This is a genomic window from Pseudomonas sp. PNPG3 (assembly GCF_023093815.1).
Lineage (GTDB): Bacteria > Pseudomonadota > Gammaproteobacteria > Pseudomonadales > Pseudomonadaceae > Aquipseudomonas > Aquipseudomonas asiatica.
The window spans coordinates 219,161-236,426 of sequence record NZ_JALLKV010000003.1; the positions used below are offsets into that span (position 1 = coordinate 219,161).

Consider the following 17,266-nt stretch of genomic DNA (forward strand, 5'->3'; position numbering starts at 1 on the left):
CATGCCCTTTCCCACAGGGAAATCACATGCTGCAAGGCCTGTGCAATACCTGTGGGAGCGGGCGAGCCCGCGAAGGGCCGCAAAGCGGCCCCATCAATTCAAAAGTCGACACTGATGCCCAAGCTCACTCCCTGCTGCGTCAATTCATCACTCTTGCGCCAGTTATAGTTGCCGCGCAAATGCACCCCCGCCACCACTTCATGGCTCACCCCCAGGCTCGCCCGGGTCAGGTCGCTGTGCGGCGTATACCCTGTCAGGGTGAAATCGTTCGCCGGCAGGCTGGTCAGGTGCATCGTCACATCCTGCTGGTCATCCTTGAACTCGTGCTCCTGCGCCACCTCGGCGAACAGCCGAGTACCTCGCAGCACCTGCACGCTACCCAGCAACCCCACGCCCAAACGGCGTGATGTACGTTCCTGGTCATCGAAACCCAGCGCCGTCGAGCGCCCGCTCTTCTCGTCATAGCCATCCACCTTCACCCGCGCATAGTCGGCGCTGATGAACGGTGCCAGCTGCCAGCTGCTGCTCTCGGCTGCCATGTTGTAGCCCAGTCGCCCCGACATCGCCCAGGCCTCGCCGTTGGTGTCGCCCTTTTCGCTGCGGTCGTTCACGCCAAGGGCGAAGGTGCGCTTGAGGTCGCTGTAGTCCAGGTGCCCGGCGGTAAGCGCCGCGTCGGCCCACCAGCGGTCCTGGCGGTATTGGGCGAAAGCGCTGGCAAGGTAGCTGTCCAGCTTGTAGTCCGAGTCCTGTGCGCCGGCTTCCAGCTTCTGCCGGTACACGCCTCCGGCCAGGCCCAGGCGCCATGCATCGTTCAGGCGGTAGCTGCCGCCCAGGGTCAGGTTGTAGCCGCGGCCGTCGCCGCTGGCCGCGCTGCGCTGGCCGTCGAAGTCCAGGTCCTGGGCGCCGGTGGCAACGAAGGCCTGCCACTGGCCAACTGCCTGCCAGGGTGTTTGCCACTGGTTGCGCAGTTCGTCCTGGTGAGCGCGCAGGCTGGCGTGGGCCATTTCCGGAAGCAAGGTCAGTTCCCAGGGGGCGGCGATGATCGAATAGGCGTAGTCGGCAATCAGTTGCTGGCCGGCGATGGTCGGGTGGACCGAGTCGTTGAACAGCAGCTTGGTCGGGTCTGGCGTGGCGCCGTTGATGCCGTACACCGGATTTTCCACACAGCCTTCGCCGCTGTAGCAGGTGCCGACCAGATTCTGGCCGCTGGCCAGGCCGAACTGTTCGGGGCTGGCCAGCGCTTCGCTCAGCAGCACAGGGATGTTCAGCGGAATGATTTCGGCATCGATCTGCCCCAGTTGGCTGAGCAGCGACTGGTTGAACGCGCCGGATAGCAGCGACAGTGGGTTTTGTTGCGGCGTACCGCTGAAGTTCGGTGTTTGCCCGAGGTCGGGCAGCAGCCAGACCATGATGTAGCGGGCGCCGCCTTGCTGCAGAGCCTGGGTGCTGGCGGCCAGGCGGGCGCCGGCGGCCACGGCATCGGCCGGGCTGTTGACCAGGCCTTGCAGGAAGTCATTGCCGCCGCCAGTCAGGTAATACAACGCGTTGGGGTCGGCGCGCAGACCGTTGGCCAGGTAGCCCGGTTTATCACGCAGTACCAGCCCGGCGCCGGGTCGCCCTGGCGGGATGACGGTTTCGGAGGTACTGGTGATCGAATCCAGGATCTGCTGGGTGGTGTAGCCACCGACTGCCCAGTTGTTGCCGTCGGGAAGCCCCAGCACCGGATTGACCGGGGAGGTGGAGGGGCCAAGCTCGGTCGGGCTCACACCAAGCCGCCCGCCCAGGATCATCGGTGACACTGGCGCATAATTGCCATTGGCATCGCGGTTGGTGAAGCGCACCCCGCCAAACTGCCCAGCGTCGCTGAGGCTGTCACCAAACACGATCATGCTGGAGTAGGGCGAGGGTGCAGCAAAGGCCTGGCTGCAGGCTAACGCCAATGAGGCGAGGGTAAAGCGCAATAACGGTGCTTTTCGCATCAGGGAACATCCTTTTCTTTGTTTTTATCAGGACAACCCCATCGACCTTAGCAAATCGCAGTGCATCCCTCCCAAGTCCATTCGTTTCCCCGTGTTTACGGGCATATTGCGCCCGCCGCCCCGGTAGGCTACTGTGCCGGAACGTATGAGCGAGACCTATCCTGTGTTGATCGTCAGCAAACTCTTGATGCGCGTTATCAAGGCCCACGCCCGTTGGCGTTGGCGCGCCTGACTTTATCCCCTGCCGGCCCGTCCGGCCCGCCCCCGTTTGCCTTCCTGTCTACCGCCCCTGAATGGCCAAGCTGCGCCTTTGGCAGAAGCAGGAAGGTTCGAATTTTGAAGTCAGTAGATTCAAGAGGTTTAACCCGATGTTACTGATGATCGACAATTACGACTCATTCACTTACAACGTCGTTCAGTACCTTGGCGAGCTGGGTGCCGAGGTAAAGGTCATTCGCAATGACGAAATGACCATCGCCCAGATCGAAGCCCTCAACCCCGAGCGCATCGTCGTATCTCCAGGCCCGTGCACGCCGAGTGAGGCGGGCGTGTCCATCGAGGCCATCCTGCATTTTGCCGGCAAGCTGCCGATTCTCGGTGTATGCCTGGGCCACCAGTCCATCGGCCAGGCTTTTGGTGGTGATGTGGTACGTGCCCGCCAGGTGATGCACGGCAAGACCAGCCCGGTACATCACCGTGACCTGGGCGTGTTCGCCGGCCTCAACAACCCGTTGACCGTTACCCGTTACCACTCGCTGGTGGTAAAGCGCGAAACCTTGCCCGAGTGCCTGGAAGTGACCGCCTGGACCGCCCATGCTGACGGTTCGGTCGACGAGATCATGGGCCTGCGCCACAAGACGCTGAATATCGAAGGGGTGCAGTTCCACCCCGAGTCGATCCTGACCGAACAGGGCCACGAACTGTTCGCCAACTTCCTCAAGCAGACCGGCGGCCGCCGCTAAGGATCGAACATGGATATCAAGAGTGCGTTGAGCCGTATCGTCGGCCAGCTGGACCTTTCAACCGAAGAAATGCGCGACGTCATGCGCCAGATCATGACCGGCCAGTGCAGCGAAGCGCAGATCGGCGCCTTCCTGATGGGCATGCGCATGAAGAGCGAAAGCATCGACGAGATCGTCGGTGCGGTGTCGGTGATGCGCGAGCTGGCCGACAAGGTCGAACTGCAGAGCCTCGATGGCGTGGTCGATATCGTCGGTACCGGCGGTGATGGCGCCAACATCTTCAACGTGTCCACCGCCTCGTCGTTCGTACTGGCGGCGGCAGGTTGCACCGTGGCCAAGCATGGCAACCGCGCGGTATCAGGCAAGAGCGGCAGTGCCGACCTGCTGGAGGCCGCCGGTATCTACCTGAACCTGACGCCCACCCAGGTGGCCCGCTGCATCGATAGCCTGGGCATCGGCTTCATGTTCGCGCAAAGCCATCATTCGGCCATGAAGCACGCTGCCGGCCCGCGTCGCGACCTGGGGCTGCGCACCCTGTTCAACATGCTCGGCCCGCTTACGAATCCGGCCGGGGTGAAGCACCAGGTGGTCGGGGTATTCGCCCAGACCCTGTGCCGCCCGTTGGCTGAAGTGCTGCAGCGCCTGGGCAGCAAGCACGTGCTGGTGGTGCACTCGAAAGACGGCCTGGACGAGTTCAGCCTGGCTGCGCCGACCTTCGTCGCCGAACTGAAAAATGGCGAAATCACCGAATACTGGGTAGAGCCGGAAGACCTCGGCATGAAGAGCCAGAGCCTGCACGGCCTGGCCGTCGAGAACCCGCAGGCGTCGCTGGAGCTGATCCGCGATGCGCTGGGCCGACGCAAGACCGAAAACGGCCAGAAGGCCGCCGAGATGATCGTGCTCAATGCGGGCGCGGCGCTGTATGCCGCTGACCATGCCATGAGCCTGAAAGCCGGTGTGGAACTGGCCCACGACGTTCTGCACACCGGGCTGGCCTGGGAGAAGCTGCAGGAGCTGGGTGCCTTTACTGCAGTATTCAAGGTGGAGAACGAAGCATGAGTGTGCCGACGGTGCTGGAAAGGATCATTGCCCGCAAGTTTCAGGAAGTGGCCGAGCGCAGCGCGCGCGTCAGCCTCGCCGAACTGGAGGCCCTGGCCAAGGCTGCCGACGCCCCGCGTGGCTTTGCCAAGGCCCTGATCGAGCAAGCCGCGCGCAAGCAGCCGGCGGTGATTGCCGAAATCAAGAAGGCCTCGCCGAGCAAGGGCGTGATTCGCGAGAATTTCGTGCCGGCGGAAATCGCCGTCAGCTACGAGAAGGGCGGGGCGACCTGCCTGTCGGTGCTGACCGATGTGGATTACTTCCAGGGCGCCGACGAGTACCTGCAGCAGGCCCGCGCGGCGGTGTCGCTGCCGGTGATCCGCAAGGACTTCATGGTCGATCCGTACCAGATTGTCGAGGCCCGGGCCTTGGGCGCGGACTGTGTGCTGCTGATCGTGTCGGCTCTGGATGACGTGAAGATGGCCGAACTGGCGGCCACGGCCAAGGATGTTGGCCTCGACGTGCTGGTGGAAGTGCACGATGGCGATGAACTGGAGCGCGCGTTGAAAACCCTGGATACACCGCTGGTGGGGGTGAACAACCGCAATCTGCACACCTTCGAGGTCAGCCTGGAAACCACCCTCGACCTGCTGCCGCGTATTCCGCGTGATCGCCTGGCGGTTACCGAGAGCGGCATCTTGAACCGGGCCGATGTGGAGCTGATGGCGATCAATGAGGTCTACTCGTTCCTGGTAGGTGAGGCATTCATGCGCGCCGAGCAGCCAGGGCTTGAATTGCAGCGGTTGTTCTTCCCGGAACAGGTGAAGAAGACTGTTCAGCAACTGGACTGACCGAATGAAGCCGGCGTTATTGCCGGCTTTTTTGTATGTCTGTAATGGCCCCTTCGCGGGCTCGCCCGCTCCCACAGGATGATCACCGGCTTTGGCATCTGTGGAATTCCTGTGGGAGCGGGCGAGCCCGCGAAGAGGCCGGTAAAAAAAACACATAGGTGGATCAATGACCGATCAACCCCTGGCCCTGACCGTAGAACAAGGCCTGCACGCCGAACAGGAATTGCTGGCCGCCGTCTGCCGCGGGGAGTGCGACAGTGGCGTGCTGTTCTGGCGCCCGACCGACCACGCCCTGGTCATGCCCCGGCGCATGAGCCGTCTGGAAAACTTCGAAGCCGCCTGCGCGGAGCTGGCGATTGCCGGCTGGCCGGTGCTGCTGCGCGAAACCGGCGGCGAACCGGTGCCGCAGTCACACTCCACGGTGAACGTAGCCCTGGTCTATGTTGCCCCCCGCAGCGAAGGCGACCACGGCCGTATCGAAAACGCCTACGAGCGCCTCTGCCTGCCGCTGTGTGAGGTGCTGCGCGAGTGGGGCGGGGTGGCGTCGGTGGGCGAAATCGACGGCGCCTTCTGCGATGGCCGCTACAACGTCAACCTCAATGGCCGCAAACTGGTGGGCACCGCCCAGCGCTGGCGCCAGGGGCTGGGTGGAAAGCGCCCGGTGGTGCTGGTGCACGGTGCGCTGCTGCTGGACAACGAGCGTGATTCGATGGTGGCTGCGGTCAACCGCTTCAACGAGTGCTGCGAGCTGGAGCAGCGCTGCCGCGCCGATGCGCACATCGCCCTGCACGAAGTGGCGCCTGCGGCCCCATGGTTCGAGCGGCTGTCGCAGGCCTATGCCAAGGTGCTGGCCGACCTGCCCAGGGACTAGCGGGTACCGTAGACCACCATGGTCTTGCCTTTGACCTGCACCAGGCTGCGTTCTTCAAGGTCCTTGAGGACGCGGCCGACCATTTCCCGCGAGCAACCGACGATGCGGCCGATTTCCTGACGAGTGATCTTGATCTGCATGCCATCGGGGTGGGTCATGGCGTCGGGTTGCTTGCACAGTTCCAGCAGGCAGCGGGCGACACGCCCGGTAACGTCGAAGAACGCCAGGTCGCCGACCTTGCGCGTGGTGTTGCGCAGGCGCTGGGCCATCTGGCTGCCCAAGGCATAAAGGATTTCCGGGTCCTGGCGCGCCAGTTCGCGAAATTTCTCATAACTGATTTCGGCCACTTCGCATTCGGTCTTGGCGCGCACCCAGGCACTGCGCTGCTGTTCACCTTCGACTGGTTCGAACAGGCCCAGCTCGCCGAAGAAGTCGCCATTGTTGAGGTAGGCGATGATCATTTCATGGCCGTCATCGTCCTCGATGAGGATGGTGACCGAACCCTTGATGATGAACGACAGTGTCTCGGCCCGGTCGCCGGCGCAGATGATGTTGCTTTTGGCGGTATAGCGACGGCGCTGGCAGTGCACCAGCAGCTTGTCGATGTTCTTGATCTTGGCGGGTAGGGCGGAAGCAACCATCACGAAATCCTGTTCGACATGACGCATAGGCTTTTTATAAAGGTTGGCTGGCGAAGTGCGCCAGTCATTTGGCGCCAGCTTATCAGACACTACCGGATGTTTCGGTACTAAACCGACATGACTCGTACTTTTCCCACAGCCGTACAAGGTCTAAGCTGACACCCTTTTTCGTAAATCAGGAGTCCGGGTAGATGAAGGCACGTATCCAGTGGGCCGGTGAGGCGATGTTCCTCGGCGAATCGGGGAGCGGCCATGTCGTCGTGATGGACGGCCCGCCCGAGGCCGGTGGCCGTAACCTGGGCGTGCGCCCGATGGAGATGCTGTTGCTGGGCCTGGGTGGCTGCAGCAGCTTTGACGTGGTCAGCATTCTGAAGAAGTCGCGCCAGGCGGTGGAAAGCTGCGAGGCGTTCCTGGAGGCCGAGCGTGCCAGCGAAGACCCGAAGGTGTTTACCAAGATCCACATGAACTTCGTGGTGAAGGGGCGTGGGCTGAAGGAGGCCCAGGTCAAGCGTGCGGTAGAGCTGTCGGCGGAGAAGTATTGCTCGGCTTCGATCATGCTCGAGCGTGCCGGGGTTGAGATTAGCCACGGGTACGAGATTGTAGAGCTGGGTCAAGGCTGACATTTTGGGGCCGCTTTGCGCCCCATCGCGACACAAGGCCGCTCCTACAAGGGATCGCGTACCACCTGTAGGAGCGGCCCTGGCAATTTCAGCTGCGAAGCGCCGGCAGCGCAGCCCGCACCCATCCCGGCAAACAATCGCGCATCACCCGGCTCAACCGCTCCCGCCGCTTCTGGTAAACCAGCCCCAGCCCGATAACCCCCAGCCCGATCAGGGTCACCACCACCGGGAACAGCAGCGAGTCGGCAAACACCTCGTACGACAGGTACCCCAGGTAAGCCGCCACACCCAACGCCCCGAACACCATGAACACCGGCCGGCGCAACAGCACCGCCATTCCCATCAAGGCAATATTGATCAGGCAGTACAGGGCCTTGCCCAGCTCGCTGCCGCTGTCCACCAGCGTCAGCCCGCCCCAGAATGCCGCCAGCCCGGCCAGGTAGCCCCAGTGGGCATAGTCTTCGCGGGTGCGGCCGTCCACACCAACAAAAAGCACCAGCAAGCCCAGACCGAACCACAGCGAAACCTCGCGGCGCTGTTCCCAGCTGAATGGCGAGCCGAAAAACCATTCGCTCAAGTCCATCGACATGAACCACAGGGCGACGGCAATCGGCATGACGATAAACGGGTAGGGGATCAGCCTCAGCATCAACAGCCCGGCAAGTACCGTGGCTGCTTCCATTGCCAGCCAGCCGCCCTGCACGTAGGTGTAGTACTGGTGATAGTTCGCCTGCGCATCATCCATTGGCCACCAGCCGGCCAGCCGTTCGATGGCGAACACCGCCAACGGCACGATGCTGACCGCCACCGCCGCCAGTACCCCGGCCGCGACGGGCTGTACGCGCCGTTGCAGGTTAACGGCGAACAGTGTGAGCAGCAGAATATAGAGGCTGGCGATGAGCAGTAGCGCCCAGTCGCCGATGCGCATCCAGGCTTCGGTGAGCAACCAGCCCATGGCTGCCATGATCAGCATGGCGCCGAAGTAGAACGCGACATGGGTCAGCTGGAAGCTGCCACGCTGTGCTGGTCGCTGGCGCAGGAATGCCAGCAGGGCCTGGTCCTGGCCCGGCTGGAGAATGCCGGCTTGCACGGCGCGCGCCAGGTCCTTGGCGTCGAAACGGTCCGTCATGGTGATGCCTTCAGATACGGTAGGTGCTCTTGGTCATGACTTTGGCCAACAGGCTCATGCCAAAGCGAACCGGAGCAGGGAAGCGATAACCGCCGGCTTCCAGTGCAGACTCGGCGTGCTGTTCCTCGTCGACGCGCATCTGTTCGAGGATGGCCCGGGACTTTTCGTCTTCCTGCGGAATCTGCTCCAGGTGCTCGTCGAGGTGCTTGCACACCTGATGCTCGGTGGCGGCGACAAAGCCCAGGCTGACCTTGTCGCTGACCAGCCCGGCGAGTGCACCGATACCGAACGACATGCCGTAGAACAACGGGTTGAGCACGCTGGGGTGGCTGTTCAGCTGGCGAATGCGCTGTTCGCACCAGGCCAGGTGGTCCACTTCTTCCTCGGCGGCATGTTCCATGGCCTTGCGCACTTCGGGCAGCTTGGCGGTCAGGGCCTGGCCCTGGTACAGCGCCTGGGCGCACACTTCACCGGTGTGGTTGATACGCATCAGCCCGGCAACATGGCGGGCCTGCTGTTCGTCAAGGTCGACGTCCGGCTGGACGATGGCCGGCGATGGGCGGGCGGGTTGGCCGCTGAAGGGCAGCAAGGTGCGCATGGCGGTATCGGCCTGCAGCAACAAGCGGTCGAGCGGCGAGTAGTGACGTTCGGTAGCCATCGGGCACCTCCGCAAGAATGTGCCCGACAGTTTACCGCAATAGTGGCAGGGTCGCTTGCCGTGGATCAGCCCGGTGGCCAGTGCATCTGGCGCTGGCCAAGCACGTGCATGTGGATGTGGTAGACGGTCTGGCCGCCTTGCTCGTTGCAGTTCATGACTACGCGGAAGCCTTCTTCGCAGCCAAGTTCCTTGGCCAGGCGCTGGGCGGTGAACAAGATGTGACCAGCCAGGCCTTTGTCTTCCTCGGTCAAGTCATTGAGAGTGCGGATGTGCTTTTTCGGGATGACCAGAAAATGCACGGGCGCCTGGGGGGCGATATCGTGGAACGCCAGAACCTGGTCGTCCTCGTAGATGATCTTCGCCGGGATTTCCCGGTTGATGATCTTGATGAATAAATCGTCCACAGCACTTGCTCCATGGTGAGGGTCGGGCCGAGTGTACTCAGCCGGGCGCCGCTCGCCCAGTAGCTATTCCATACCAACCGGGCAATAGCGGCGGTGGATGGCACCGGCCAGCTTGCGCACCAGCCAGCGCGGCAGCAGACGCGGGGCGAACGCCAGCCAGCGGTTGCGCCGGCCGGGCATGATCAGCGCGCGGTTCTTGTCCAGCGCGCGTACCGTGTACAGCGCAACTTCCTCAGGGCTGAGGCAGCGTGGCTTGCCATCCAGCCGCGGAATGCGCCGGCGCGAGGAGTGCACCGGGCCTGGGCACAGTACCGAAACCTTGATGCCGGTGCGCTTGAGTTCTTCACGCAAGGCCTGGGAGAAGCTCAGTACATAGGCCTTGCTAGCGGCATAGGCGGCCATCCACGGGCCAGGCGCCACCCCTGCCAGGCCCGCGACATTGAGGATCTGTCCGCCGCCCTGCACGGCCATCAGGTTACCGATGGCGTGGCACAGGCGGCTCAGGGCCAGCACGTTGACTTCCAGCAAGTCCTGCTCGTCCGCCCACTCATGGGCCAGGAATGGCCCGTAGGTGCGCAGGCCGGCACAATTGACCAGCAGGTCTATACGTCGCTCGCCTTCCTCCAGTTCAAGCACGAAGCCTGACAGGCGTAACGGTTGGCTCAGATCGCAGGCGCGGAATAGCACCTCGACACCGAAGCGTTGGGTCAGTTCGATGGCCACCGGCTCCAGCGTTTCACGCTGGCGAGCCACCAGGATCAGGTTGCGCCCGCGCCGCGCCAGGGCTTCCGCCAGGGCGAGGCCCAGGCCGCTGGAAGCACCAGTGATCATGGCGTAACGGGTCATGCAAGGCTCCTGGGGGCTGAAGAGGGCGCCTAGTGTACAGCTTGGCCAGTCAAGGTGTTGCCTTTTGCTACAAGGTACGGTCGCGCAGGGCCTGGCAGCGCTCCAGAGCGTCCCGGTACTCGTCATGCAGCCGTCCGATGAGCGCGCTGGCACTGGGCAGGTCGTCGATACCGCCGACCCCCTGGCCCGCCGACCACACGGTCTTCCAGGCCTTGGCTTCATCGTCGATCGGCTTGAGCTTGCCTTGCTCGTGGCCGCCCTTGAGGTTATCCATGTCGTAGCCAGCTTGCTCCAGGCTCGGGCGCAGGAAGCTGGCAGGGACGCCGGACACCGCTGGGGTGTGGATGATGTCGGCGGCATGGGAATCGAGCAGCATCTGCTTGTAGGCGCCCGGGGCCTGGCTTTCTGCGGTGGCGATGAAGCGGGTGCCCATGTACGCAAGGTCCGCACCCAGCATTTGCGCGGCGAGGATCTCGTGGCCGTGGTTGAGGCAGCCGGCCAGCAGCAGGGTCTTGTCGAAGAACTGGCGAATCTCTGCGGCCAGGGCGAACGGGCTCCAGGTGCCAGCATGGCCGCCTGCGCCCGCAGCGACGGCGATCAGGCCATCGACGCCGGCTTCGGCGGCTTTCTCGGCATGGCGGCGGGTGGTGACATCGTGGAACACCAGGCCGCCGTAGCCATGTACGGCATCGACCACTTCCTTCACCGCGCCGAGGCTGGTGATGACGATCGGTACGCGATGCTCCACGCACAAGGCCAGGTCGGCCTGCAGGCGCGGGTTGGTCGGGTGGACGATCAGGTTGACGGCATAGGGTGCTGGCGCCTGCAACAGTGCCAGGCCTGCCTCGATTTCCTCCAGCCAGGCCTTGAAGCCGGCACTGTCGCGCTGGTTCAGGGCCGGGAAGCTGCCGACCACGCCGTTGGAACAGCAGGCCAGTACCAGCCTGGGGTTGGAGATCAGGAACATCGGTGCGGCAACCACGGGCAGGCGCAGGCGTTGTTCGAGGGAGGCAGGTAGCGACATGGCAAGGCTCCTTGAGCGGGTGGCTATGTCAAAACGGTTTGACCACCACCAGAATTACGATACCCAGCAGGAACAATACGGGTACTTCGTTGAACCAGCGATAGTAGACATGGCTGCGGGTGTTGCTGCCGCTGGCGAAGCGCTTGCGCTGGGCGCCGCACATGTGATGGTAGACGGTCAGCAGGATGACCAGGGTCAGCTTGGCATGCAGCCAGCCCTGGCTGAGCCAGCCGGGCGTGAGATAGAGCATCCACGCGCCGAATACGTAGGTGGCGATCATCGCCGGGTTCATGATGCCGCGAAACAGCTTGCGCTCCATGGTCACGAAGCGTTCCTGGCTGATGCTGTCCTGGCTTTGGGCGTGGTAGACGAACAGCCGCGGCAGGTAGAACAGGCCGGCGAACCAGCAGACCACGCTGACGATATGCAGCGCTTTGATCCATAGGTAAAGCATGGGGGAGTTCCTTCAGGTATTCACGGTCGTCAGATAGTAGTGGTCAAGCGCCCGAAGGGTCACCCGAAGAGTTGTTACAGGCGCCTTGCGCCCCTATTATCGTGCGCTTTCCAGACGGCTCGTTGATAAGGGGCAAGCGTTATGATCAAGGTCGGTATCGTCGGCGGCACGGGTTACACCGGCGTCGAACTGTTGCGTCTGCTGGCACAGCATCCACAGGCCGAAGTGGCGGTCATCACTTCGCGCTCCGAGGCGGGCGTTGCAGTGGCGGACATGTACCCGAACCTGCGCGGCCACTATGACGGTCTGGCGTTCAGCGTGCCGGACAGCAAGACCCTGGCCGCCTGCGACGTGGTGTTTTTCGCCACCCCGCACGGTGTTGCCCACGCCCTGGCTGGCGAACTGCTGGCGGCAGGTACCAAGGTGATCGACCTGTCGGCCGACTTCCGCCTGCAGGACGCCGCCGAGTGGGGCAAGTGGTACGGCCAGCCGCACGGTGCGCCAGAGCTGCTCAAGGACGCGGTATACGGCCTGCCTGAAGTCAACCGCGAGAAGATTCGCCAGGCGCGCCTGATCGCTGTGCCGGGTTGCTACCCGACTGCTACCCAACTGGGCTTCCTGCCGCTGCTGGAAGCTGGCCTGGCCGACCCGTCGCGCCTGATCGCCGACTGCAAGTCGGGTGTCAGCGGCGCTGGCCGCGGTGCGGCGGTGGGCTCGCTGTTCTGCGAAGCCGGCGAAAGCATGAAAGCCTATGCAGTGAAGGGTCATCGCCACCTGCCGGAAATCAGCCAAGGTCTTCGCCTGGCCGCTGGCAAGGATATCGGCCTGACTTTCGTGCCGCACCTGACGCCAATGATCCGTGGCATCCACGCCACCCTGTACGCTACCGTCGCCGACACTTCGGTCGACCTGCAGGCGCTGTTCGAGAAGCGTTACGCCAACGAACCGTTCGTCGACGTGATGCCGGCTGGCAGCCATCCGGAAACCCGCAGTGTGCGCGGTGCCAACGTCTGCCGCATTGCCGTTCATCGCCCGCAAGGTGGTGACCTGGTGGTGGTGCTGTCGGTGATCGACAACCTGGTCAAGGGCGCGTCCGGCCAGGCAGTGCAGAACCTCAACATCCTGTTCGGCCTGGACGAGCGCATGGGCTTGTCACACGCCGGCCTGCTGCCGTAAGCCGCCAGCATTCGAAAAGGCCCGCGTCGTGCGGGCCTTTTTGTAGGTCGCGACTAAAGCCGCACAATTCTTGACCGATTTTCTCGGGAAAGCGGATAATGCGCGTCATCGAGTTTTATGGCGGCTACCACGCCGGGAGAATCAACATGAGCGTCGAAACCTTCACCCCTACCGCTTTGGAATTCACCCACGGCGCTGCGCAAAAGGTGAAGAACCTGGTTTCCGAGGAAGGCAACGATCGTCTGAAGCTGCGCGTGTTCGTCACCGGTGGTGGCTGCTCGGGCTTCCAGTATGGCTTCACCTTCGATGAGGACGTGGCCGAAGACGACACCATCGTCGAGCGCGAAGGTGTTTCCCTTGTGGTCGACCCAATGAGCTTCCAGTACCTCGCCGGCGCCGAAGTGGATTACCAGGAAGGTCTGGAAGGCTCGCGCTTCGTGATCAAGAACCCGAACGCTGCCACCACCTGTGGCTGCGGCTCCTCGTTCTCGATCTGAGGCCTGGCCATACGAAGACGCCGCGCAATTGCGCGGCGTTTTGCTTTCTGGCGTAAGGTTCAGGCCGGGTAGATTGCGCCGAGTACGCGCAGGCCCTTGGCCGCTGTCACGCTAGGGCGATTGGCAGCGATGCCTTCCAGGCAGCAGTGGGCCAGCCAGGCGAAGGCCATGGCTTCGACCCAGTCCGGGTCCACGCCATGGGCGCCGGTGCTGGCGACACGGGCGTCGGGCAGCAACTGGCCAAGGCGTGCCATCAGGGCGCCGTTGCGCGCACCGCCACCGCAGACCAGCAGCGCTTCGGTGCCTTGCTGGGCGTTGCTCAACGAGTCGATGATGCTGCGTGCGGTCAGTTCCAGCAAAGTTGCCTGTACGTCCTCGTCGCGGTAAGCAGGCAGGCGGGCCAGGTGACCTTCCAGCCAGGACAGGTTGAATACTTCGCGTCCGGTGCTCTTCGGGCCGATTCCGGCGAAGAACGGGTCGGCCAGCAGTGCGCTGAGCAAGTCGGCTCGCACCAAGCCCGAGGCAGCCCAAGCCCCATCCGCATCGTAGGCCTGGCCGCGCTTGCGTTCGATCCAGGCATCCAGCAGCACGTTGCCCGGGCCGCAGTCGAAGCCGTGGACTGGCTTGTCGTGTTCGATCAGGCTGAGGTTGCTGAAGCCGCCCACGTTGAGAATTGCCAGGCGCTGGCCCAGGTGGCTGAACAGGGTTTCATGGAAGGCCGGCACCAGTGGCGCACCTTGGCCACCGGCGGCCACATCGCGCCGGCGGAAGTCGGCGACTACGCTGATGCCGGTAAGCTCGGCCAGCAGCGCCGGGTTGCCGATCTGCACGGTAAAGCCGCGTGTAGGTTCGTGTCGGATGGTCTGGCCGTGGCTGCCGATGGCGCGGATGGCTCCGGCCTGCAGCCCTTGCCTGGTCAGCAGCTCGCGGATGCCTTCGCCTGCCAGGCTGGCCCAGCGGTTTTCCGCCAGTGCAGCGCGGGCGATCTCGTCAGGGCCGCTGCTGCAAAGGCCCAGCAGTTCCTGGCGCAGGTCGCCGGGCATGGGCAGGTAGTGGGTGGCGAGCAGTTGGAGCTGCTCGCCTTGTTCGATCAAGGCAATGTCCAGGCCATCGAGGCTGGTGCCGGACATCACCCCCAGGTAGAGCCCCATGGGCTTAGCGCTTGTTCGCTGCGAGCAGGGTGGCCTTTTCCTGATCCATGCGGGCGATCAGGGGTTGGCTCTGCTGCAGGAAACGCTGGCGCTCGTTCCTGGCGATCGGGTCGGCCATCGGCACCTTCTGGCTCAGCGGGTCGACGTGCACGCCATTGACCTGGAACTCGTAGTGCAGGTGCGGACCGGTGGACAGGCCGGTGGTGCCGATGTAGCCGATGATCTGGCCCTGCTTGACCGAGCCGCCGGTCTTGATGCCCTTGGCAAAGCCCTGCATGTGGCCGTACAGCGTCTTGTAGCGGTTGCCGTGCTGGATGATCACGGTGTTGCCGTAACCACCGCGGCGCCCGGCCAGCTCGATGCGGCCGTCACCGGCTGCCTTGATTGGAGTGCCGCGTGGGGCGGCGTAGTCGACGCCTTTATGGGCACGGATCTTGTTCAGGATCGGGTGCTTGCGGCCGGCGGAGAAGCGCGAGCTGATGCGGGCGAAGTCGACCGGGGTGCGGATGAAGGCCTTGCGCAGGCTGTTGCCATCGGCGGTGTAGTAGCTGGTGTTGCCCTGCTTGTTGGTATAGCGCACCGCGGTGTAGGTCTTGCCGCGGTTGGTGAAGCGCGCGGACAGGATGTTACCGGTGCCGACGACCTTGCCGTCCATTACCTTCTGCTCGTAGACCACGTCGAATTCATCGCCCGGGCGAATGTCCTGGGCGAAATCGATGTCGTAACCCAGCACGCGAGCCATGTCCATGGTCATGCTGTGGGACAGGCCGGCACGTTGGGCCGAGGCCGACAGCGAGCTTTTGATCACGCCGTGGGCGTAGGCGGTACGCACAACCGGCTTGCTGATCTCGCGGTTGAAGGTATAGCCCTTGTCGGTCTTGGTCAGGCGAATGGTTTCGAGGTTGCTGACCTTGCTGTGCAGGCTGGCCAGCTGGCCGTCCTTGTCGAGCTCGAACTGCAGCACCTGGCCGTGCTTGAGCTGGCTGAACTGCTTGGCCTGCTTGTTGCTGGCCAGCAGGTCGTGCACCGCGTTGCTCGGCAGGCCGACCTTGGCGAACAGGGTGGACAGGGTATCGCCCCGGGCCACAGTGACTTCGCGGTGGCTGGGTTGCTTGGCGGCTTCGACGACCGGTTCGGCGGCAGGGGCTTCCTGCTCGGCCTTCTGGGTCTCGGGGGTGGTCTCTTCGATTTGGGCGAATGGCGAGCCTTGCTCACCTTCTGCCTGCACCAGGGGCGCAGCGCGGGATTCGTCCTTCAACTGCTCGGCAGGGCTCTCCAGCTCGAGGTTGAGGGTGGTTTTCTTGGCTTCCACTTCGCTGGAGGGAAACACCAGCAGGGCCAGGCTGAGCAGGGCGGCGATGCCGCTGGCGGCCAACAGATGGCTTTTCGGATAAAGCGGGGGCGCTTTAGGCGGTTCGTTGGTCATGGGCAAGGTGACTTTGAAAAAGGTGAAATGGAAAAGATGAATGACATGATGAAGATGAAATAACTGTATAAAATATAACCAAATCCATTTTCACGCAAGGGCGCGTAGACGCCGCAAGCGTGTGTTCGGGTCACATTCCTTTGCGAAACTTGTAATTGACGGCCGATCTTGTATGGTTGGCTCCCCCTGAATCTGAGCCTTGCGGGTTTGTCTATGAAGTCGGTTGAAGAGCAGCTGGCGCTTATCAAGCGCGGTGCGGAAGAAGTACTGGTCGAGTCGGAACTGGTGGAGAAGCTCAAGCGCGGCCAGCCTCTGCGCATCAAGGCCGGCTTCGACCCGACCGCGCCTGACCTGCACCTTGGGCACACGGTGCTGATCAACAAGCTGCGCCAGTTCCAGGACCTGGGGCACCAGGTCATCTTCCTGATCGGTGACTTCACCGGCATGATCGGTGACCCGAGCGGCAAGAGCGCCACGCGCCCGCCGCTGACCCGCGAGCAGGTGCTGGAAAACGCCGAGACCTACAAGCAGCAGGTGTTCAAGATCCTCGATCCGGCCAAGACCGAGGTCGCGTTCAACTCCACCTGGATGGACAAGCTGACCCCGGCCGACTTCATTCGCCTGGCATCGCAGTACACCGTGGCGCGCATGCTCGAGCGCGATGACTTCGACAAGCGCTACACCACCAACCAGCCTATTGCCATCCATGAGTTCCTGTACCCGCTGGTGCAGGGTTATGACTCGGTGGCGCTGAAGGCAGATGTCGAGCTGGGTGGTACCGACCAGAAGTTCAACCTGCTGATGGGGCGTGAGCTGCAGCGCGCCTATGGCCAGGAGGCGCAGAACATCGTGACCATGCCGCTGCTCGAAGGGCTCGACGGCGTGAAGAAGATGTCCAAGTCGCTGGGTAACTATGTAGGTATCCAGGAAGCGCCGGGGGTGATGTACAGCAAATTGGTTTCGATCCCGGATACCCTGATGTGGCGCTACTTCGAGCTGCTGAGCTTCCGTTCCATGGAAGAGATCGAGCAGTTCCGTACCGACGTCGCCAATGGCGCTAATCCGCGCGACATCAAGATCAAGCTGGCGGAAGAGATCGTTGCACGCTTCCATGGCGAAGAGGCTGCGGCCAATGCTCACCGTGCCGCGGGTAACCGCATGAAGGAAGGCGAGTTGCCGGAAGATCTGCCGGAGGTCGAAGTCGCTGCGGCTGAAAGCCTGCCAATTGCTGCCGTGCTGAACCGGGCTGGCCTGGTGAAGAACTCGGCTCAGGCGCGTGATTTGCTGAGTGGTGGTGCGGTCAAGGTTGATGGCGCGGTGGTCGATCGTGACTTCGTCTTCGCGCTGGGTGCAACCCATGTGTGCCAGGCGGGCAAGAAGTCATTTGCACGGGTTACCCTCAAGGCCGAGTGATTGTCTGCAGGTGTAGCTATATAGAAGCGGGGAGGCCGACAGGCCTCCCCGCTTTGCTTTTCGGCGATATGAAAGTTTCTTGAAATTAAAGGTTGACGCCCTCTCGAATCCCCTTATAATGCGCCC

At 63.0% G+C, this 17,266-nt stretch carries 18 protein-coding genes; 8 read left to right on the forward strand and 10 right to left on the reverse strand.

Going from position 1 to position 17,266, the window contains the following annotated elements; translation table 11 throughout:
• Positions 1 to 98 precede the first annotated feature (98 nt).
• On the reverse strand, positions 99 to 1,979 hold the full coding sequence (gene estP, locus MJ643_RS04325) for an esterase EstP (protein WP_024086169.1): 1,881 nt from the start codon (positions 1,977 to 1,979) through the stop codon (positions 99 to 101).
• A 368-nt stretch (positions 1,980 to 2,347) separates the two neighbouring features.
• Between estP and MJ643_RS04330 the strand changes: the two genes are divergently transcribed.
• The 4 genes from MJ643_RS04330 (at position 2,348) to MJ643_RS04345 (ending at position 5,701) form a co-directional block, all read left to right on the forward strand.
• Complete coding sequence (locus tag MJ643_RS04330; protein WP_003259809.1) at positions 2,348 to 2,941, forward strand: aminodeoxychorismate/anthranilate synthase component II; 594 nt, start codon at positions 2,348 to 2,350, stop codon at positions 2,939 to 2,941.
• A gap of 9 nt (positions 2,942 to 2,950) precedes the next feature.
• On the forward strand, positions 2,951 to 4,000 hold the full coding sequence (gene trpD / locus MJ643_RS04335; RefSeq protein ID WP_013970609.1) for an anthranilate phosphoribosyltransferase: 1,050 nt from the start codon (positions 2,951 to 2,953) through the stop codon (positions 3,998 to 4,000).
• Complete coding sequence (gene trpC / locus MJ643_RS04340; protein ID WP_013970610.1) at positions 3,997 to 4,830, forward strand: indole-3-glycerol phosphate synthase TrpC; 834 nt, start codon at positions 3,997 to 3,999, stop codon at positions 4,828 to 4,830. Before trpD ends, trpC begins: the two co-directional genes overlap by 4 nt.
• Positions 4,831 to 4,996: 166 nt before the next feature.
• Positions 4,997 to 5,701 carry a lipoate--protein ligase family protein gene (locus MJ643_RS04345; protein WP_013970611.1) on the forward strand — a complete coding sequence of 235 codons (705 nt, stop codon included), beginning with the start codon at positions 4,997 to 4,999 and terminating at the stop codon, positions 5,699 to 5,701.
• Here MJ643_RS04345 and crp read toward each other — a convergent pair.
• Complete coding sequence (gene crp / locus MJ643_RS04350; RefSeq protein WP_012270218.1) at positions 5,698 to 6,342, reverse strand: cAMP-activated global transcriptional regulator CRP; 645 nt, start codon at positions 6,340 to 6,342, stop codon at positions 5,698 to 5,700. The genes MJ643_RS04345 and crp overlap by 4 nt on opposite strands.
• A 191-nt stretch (positions 6,343 to 6,533) precedes the next feature.
• On the opposite strand from crp, the gene MJ643_RS04355 reads away from it, so the two are divergent.
• On the forward strand, positions 6,534 to 6,962 hold the full coding sequence (locus MJ643_RS04355) for an OsmC family protein (RefSeq protein ID WP_013970613.1): 429 nt from the start codon (positions 6,534 to 6,536) through the stop codon (positions 6,960 to 6,962).
• A gap of 88 nt (positions 6,963 to 7,050) precedes the next feature.
• Here the strand turns inward: MJ643_RS04355 and MJ643_RS04360 are convergent, their stop codons facing one another.
• The 6 genes from MJ643_RS04360 to hemJ form a co-directional block, all read right to left on the reverse strand.
• Positions 7,051 to 8,091: a hypothetical protein gene (locus MJ643_RS04360; RefSeq protein WP_024086170.1), complete on the reverse strand. Its 1,041-nt coding sequence runs from the start codon at positions 8,089 to 8,091 to the stop codon at positions 7,051 to 7,053.
• Between the two features lie 10 nt (positions 8,092 to 8,101).
• Positions 8,102 to 8,749 (reverse strand): 2-polyprenyl-3-methyl-6-methoxy-1,4-benzoquinone monooxygenase, encoded by a 648-nt coding sequence (coq7, locus tag MJ643_RS04365; protein ID WP_003258825.1) that lies wholly within the window; start codon positions 8,747 to 8,749, stop codon positions 8,102 to 8,104.
• A 65-nt stretch (positions 8,750 to 8,814) separates the two neighbouring features.
• A complete protein-coding gene (locus tag MJ643_RS04370) occupies positions 8,815 to 9,153 on the reverse strand; it encodes a histidine triad nucleotide-binding protein (protein WP_013970615.1) in 339 nt (112 codons plus the stop codon).
• 63 nt (positions 9,154 to 9,216) lie between these two features.
• Positions 9,217 to 9,999 carry an SDR family oxidoreductase gene (locus MJ643_RS04375; protein ID WP_013970616.1) on the reverse strand — a complete coding sequence of 261 codons (783 nt, stop codon included), beginning with the start codon at positions 9,997 to 9,999 and terminating at the stop codon, positions 9,217 to 9,219.
• Positions 10,000 to 10,066: 67 nt separating this feature from the next.
• Positions 10,067 to 11,023: a nitronate monooxygenase family protein gene (locus MJ643_RS04380; RefSeq protein ID WP_013970617.1), complete on the reverse strand. Its 957-nt coding sequence runs from the start codon at positions 11,021 to 11,023 to the stop codon at positions 10,067 to 10,069.
• A gap of 28 nt (positions 11,024 to 11,051) precedes the next feature.
• Positions 11,052 to 11,477: a protoporphyrinogen oxidase HemJ gene (gene hemJ, locus MJ643_RS04385; protein WP_003258833.1), complete on the reverse strand. Its 426-nt coding sequence runs from the start codon at positions 11,475 to 11,477 to the stop codon at positions 11,052 to 11,054.
• Positions 11,478 to 11,618: 141 nt separating this feature from the next.
• On the opposite strand from hemJ, the gene argC reads away from it, so the two are divergent.
• Both argC and erpA read left to right on the forward strand, forming a co-directional pair.
• The gene (gene argC / locus MJ643_RS04390) at positions 11,619 to 12,653 is read left to right on the forward strand and encodes an N-acetyl-gamma-glutamyl-phosphate reductase (protein ID WP_013970618.1); all 1,035 of its coding nucleotides are present in this window, start codon (positions 11,619 to 11,621) and stop codon (positions 12,651 to 12,653) included.
• A 146-nt stretch (positions 12,654 to 12,799) separates the two neighbouring features.
• Entirely contained in the window at positions 12,800 to 13,150 is a 351-nt protein-coding gene (gene erpA / locus MJ643_RS04395) for an iron-sulfur cluster insertion protein ErpA (protein ID WP_015268740.1), read from the forward strand.
• A gap of 59 nt (positions 13,151 to 13,209) precedes the next feature.
• Here the strand turns inward: erpA and MJ643_RS04400 are convergent, their stop codons facing one another.
• Both MJ643_RS04400 and MJ643_RS04405 read right to left on the reverse strand, forming a co-directional pair.
• Complete coding sequence (locus MJ643_RS04400; RefSeq protein ID WP_208209408.1) at positions 13,210 to 14,301, reverse strand: anhydro-N-acetylmuramic acid kinase; 1,092 nt, start codon at positions 14,299 to 14,301, stop codon at positions 13,210 to 13,212.
• 4 nt (positions 14,302 to 14,305) lie between these two features.
• Positions 14,306 to 15,727, reverse strand: a complete 1,422-nt coding sequence (locus MJ643_RS04405) for a peptidoglycan DD-metalloendopeptidase family protein (protein WP_013970621.1) — start codon at positions 15,725 to 15,727, stop codon at positions 14,306 to 14,308.
• A gap of 213 nt (positions 15,728 to 15,940) precedes the next feature.
• Here MJ643_RS04405 and tyrS point away from each other — a divergent pair, with 213 nt between their 5' ends.
• The gene (gene tyrS / locus MJ643_RS04410; RefSeq protein WP_013970622.1) at positions 15,941 to 17,140 is read left to right on the forward strand and encodes a tyrosine--tRNA ligase; all 1,200 of its coding nucleotides are present in this window, start codon (positions 15,941 to 15,943) and stop codon (positions 17,138 to 17,140) included.
• Positions 17,141 to 17,266 lie beyond the last annotated feature (126 nt).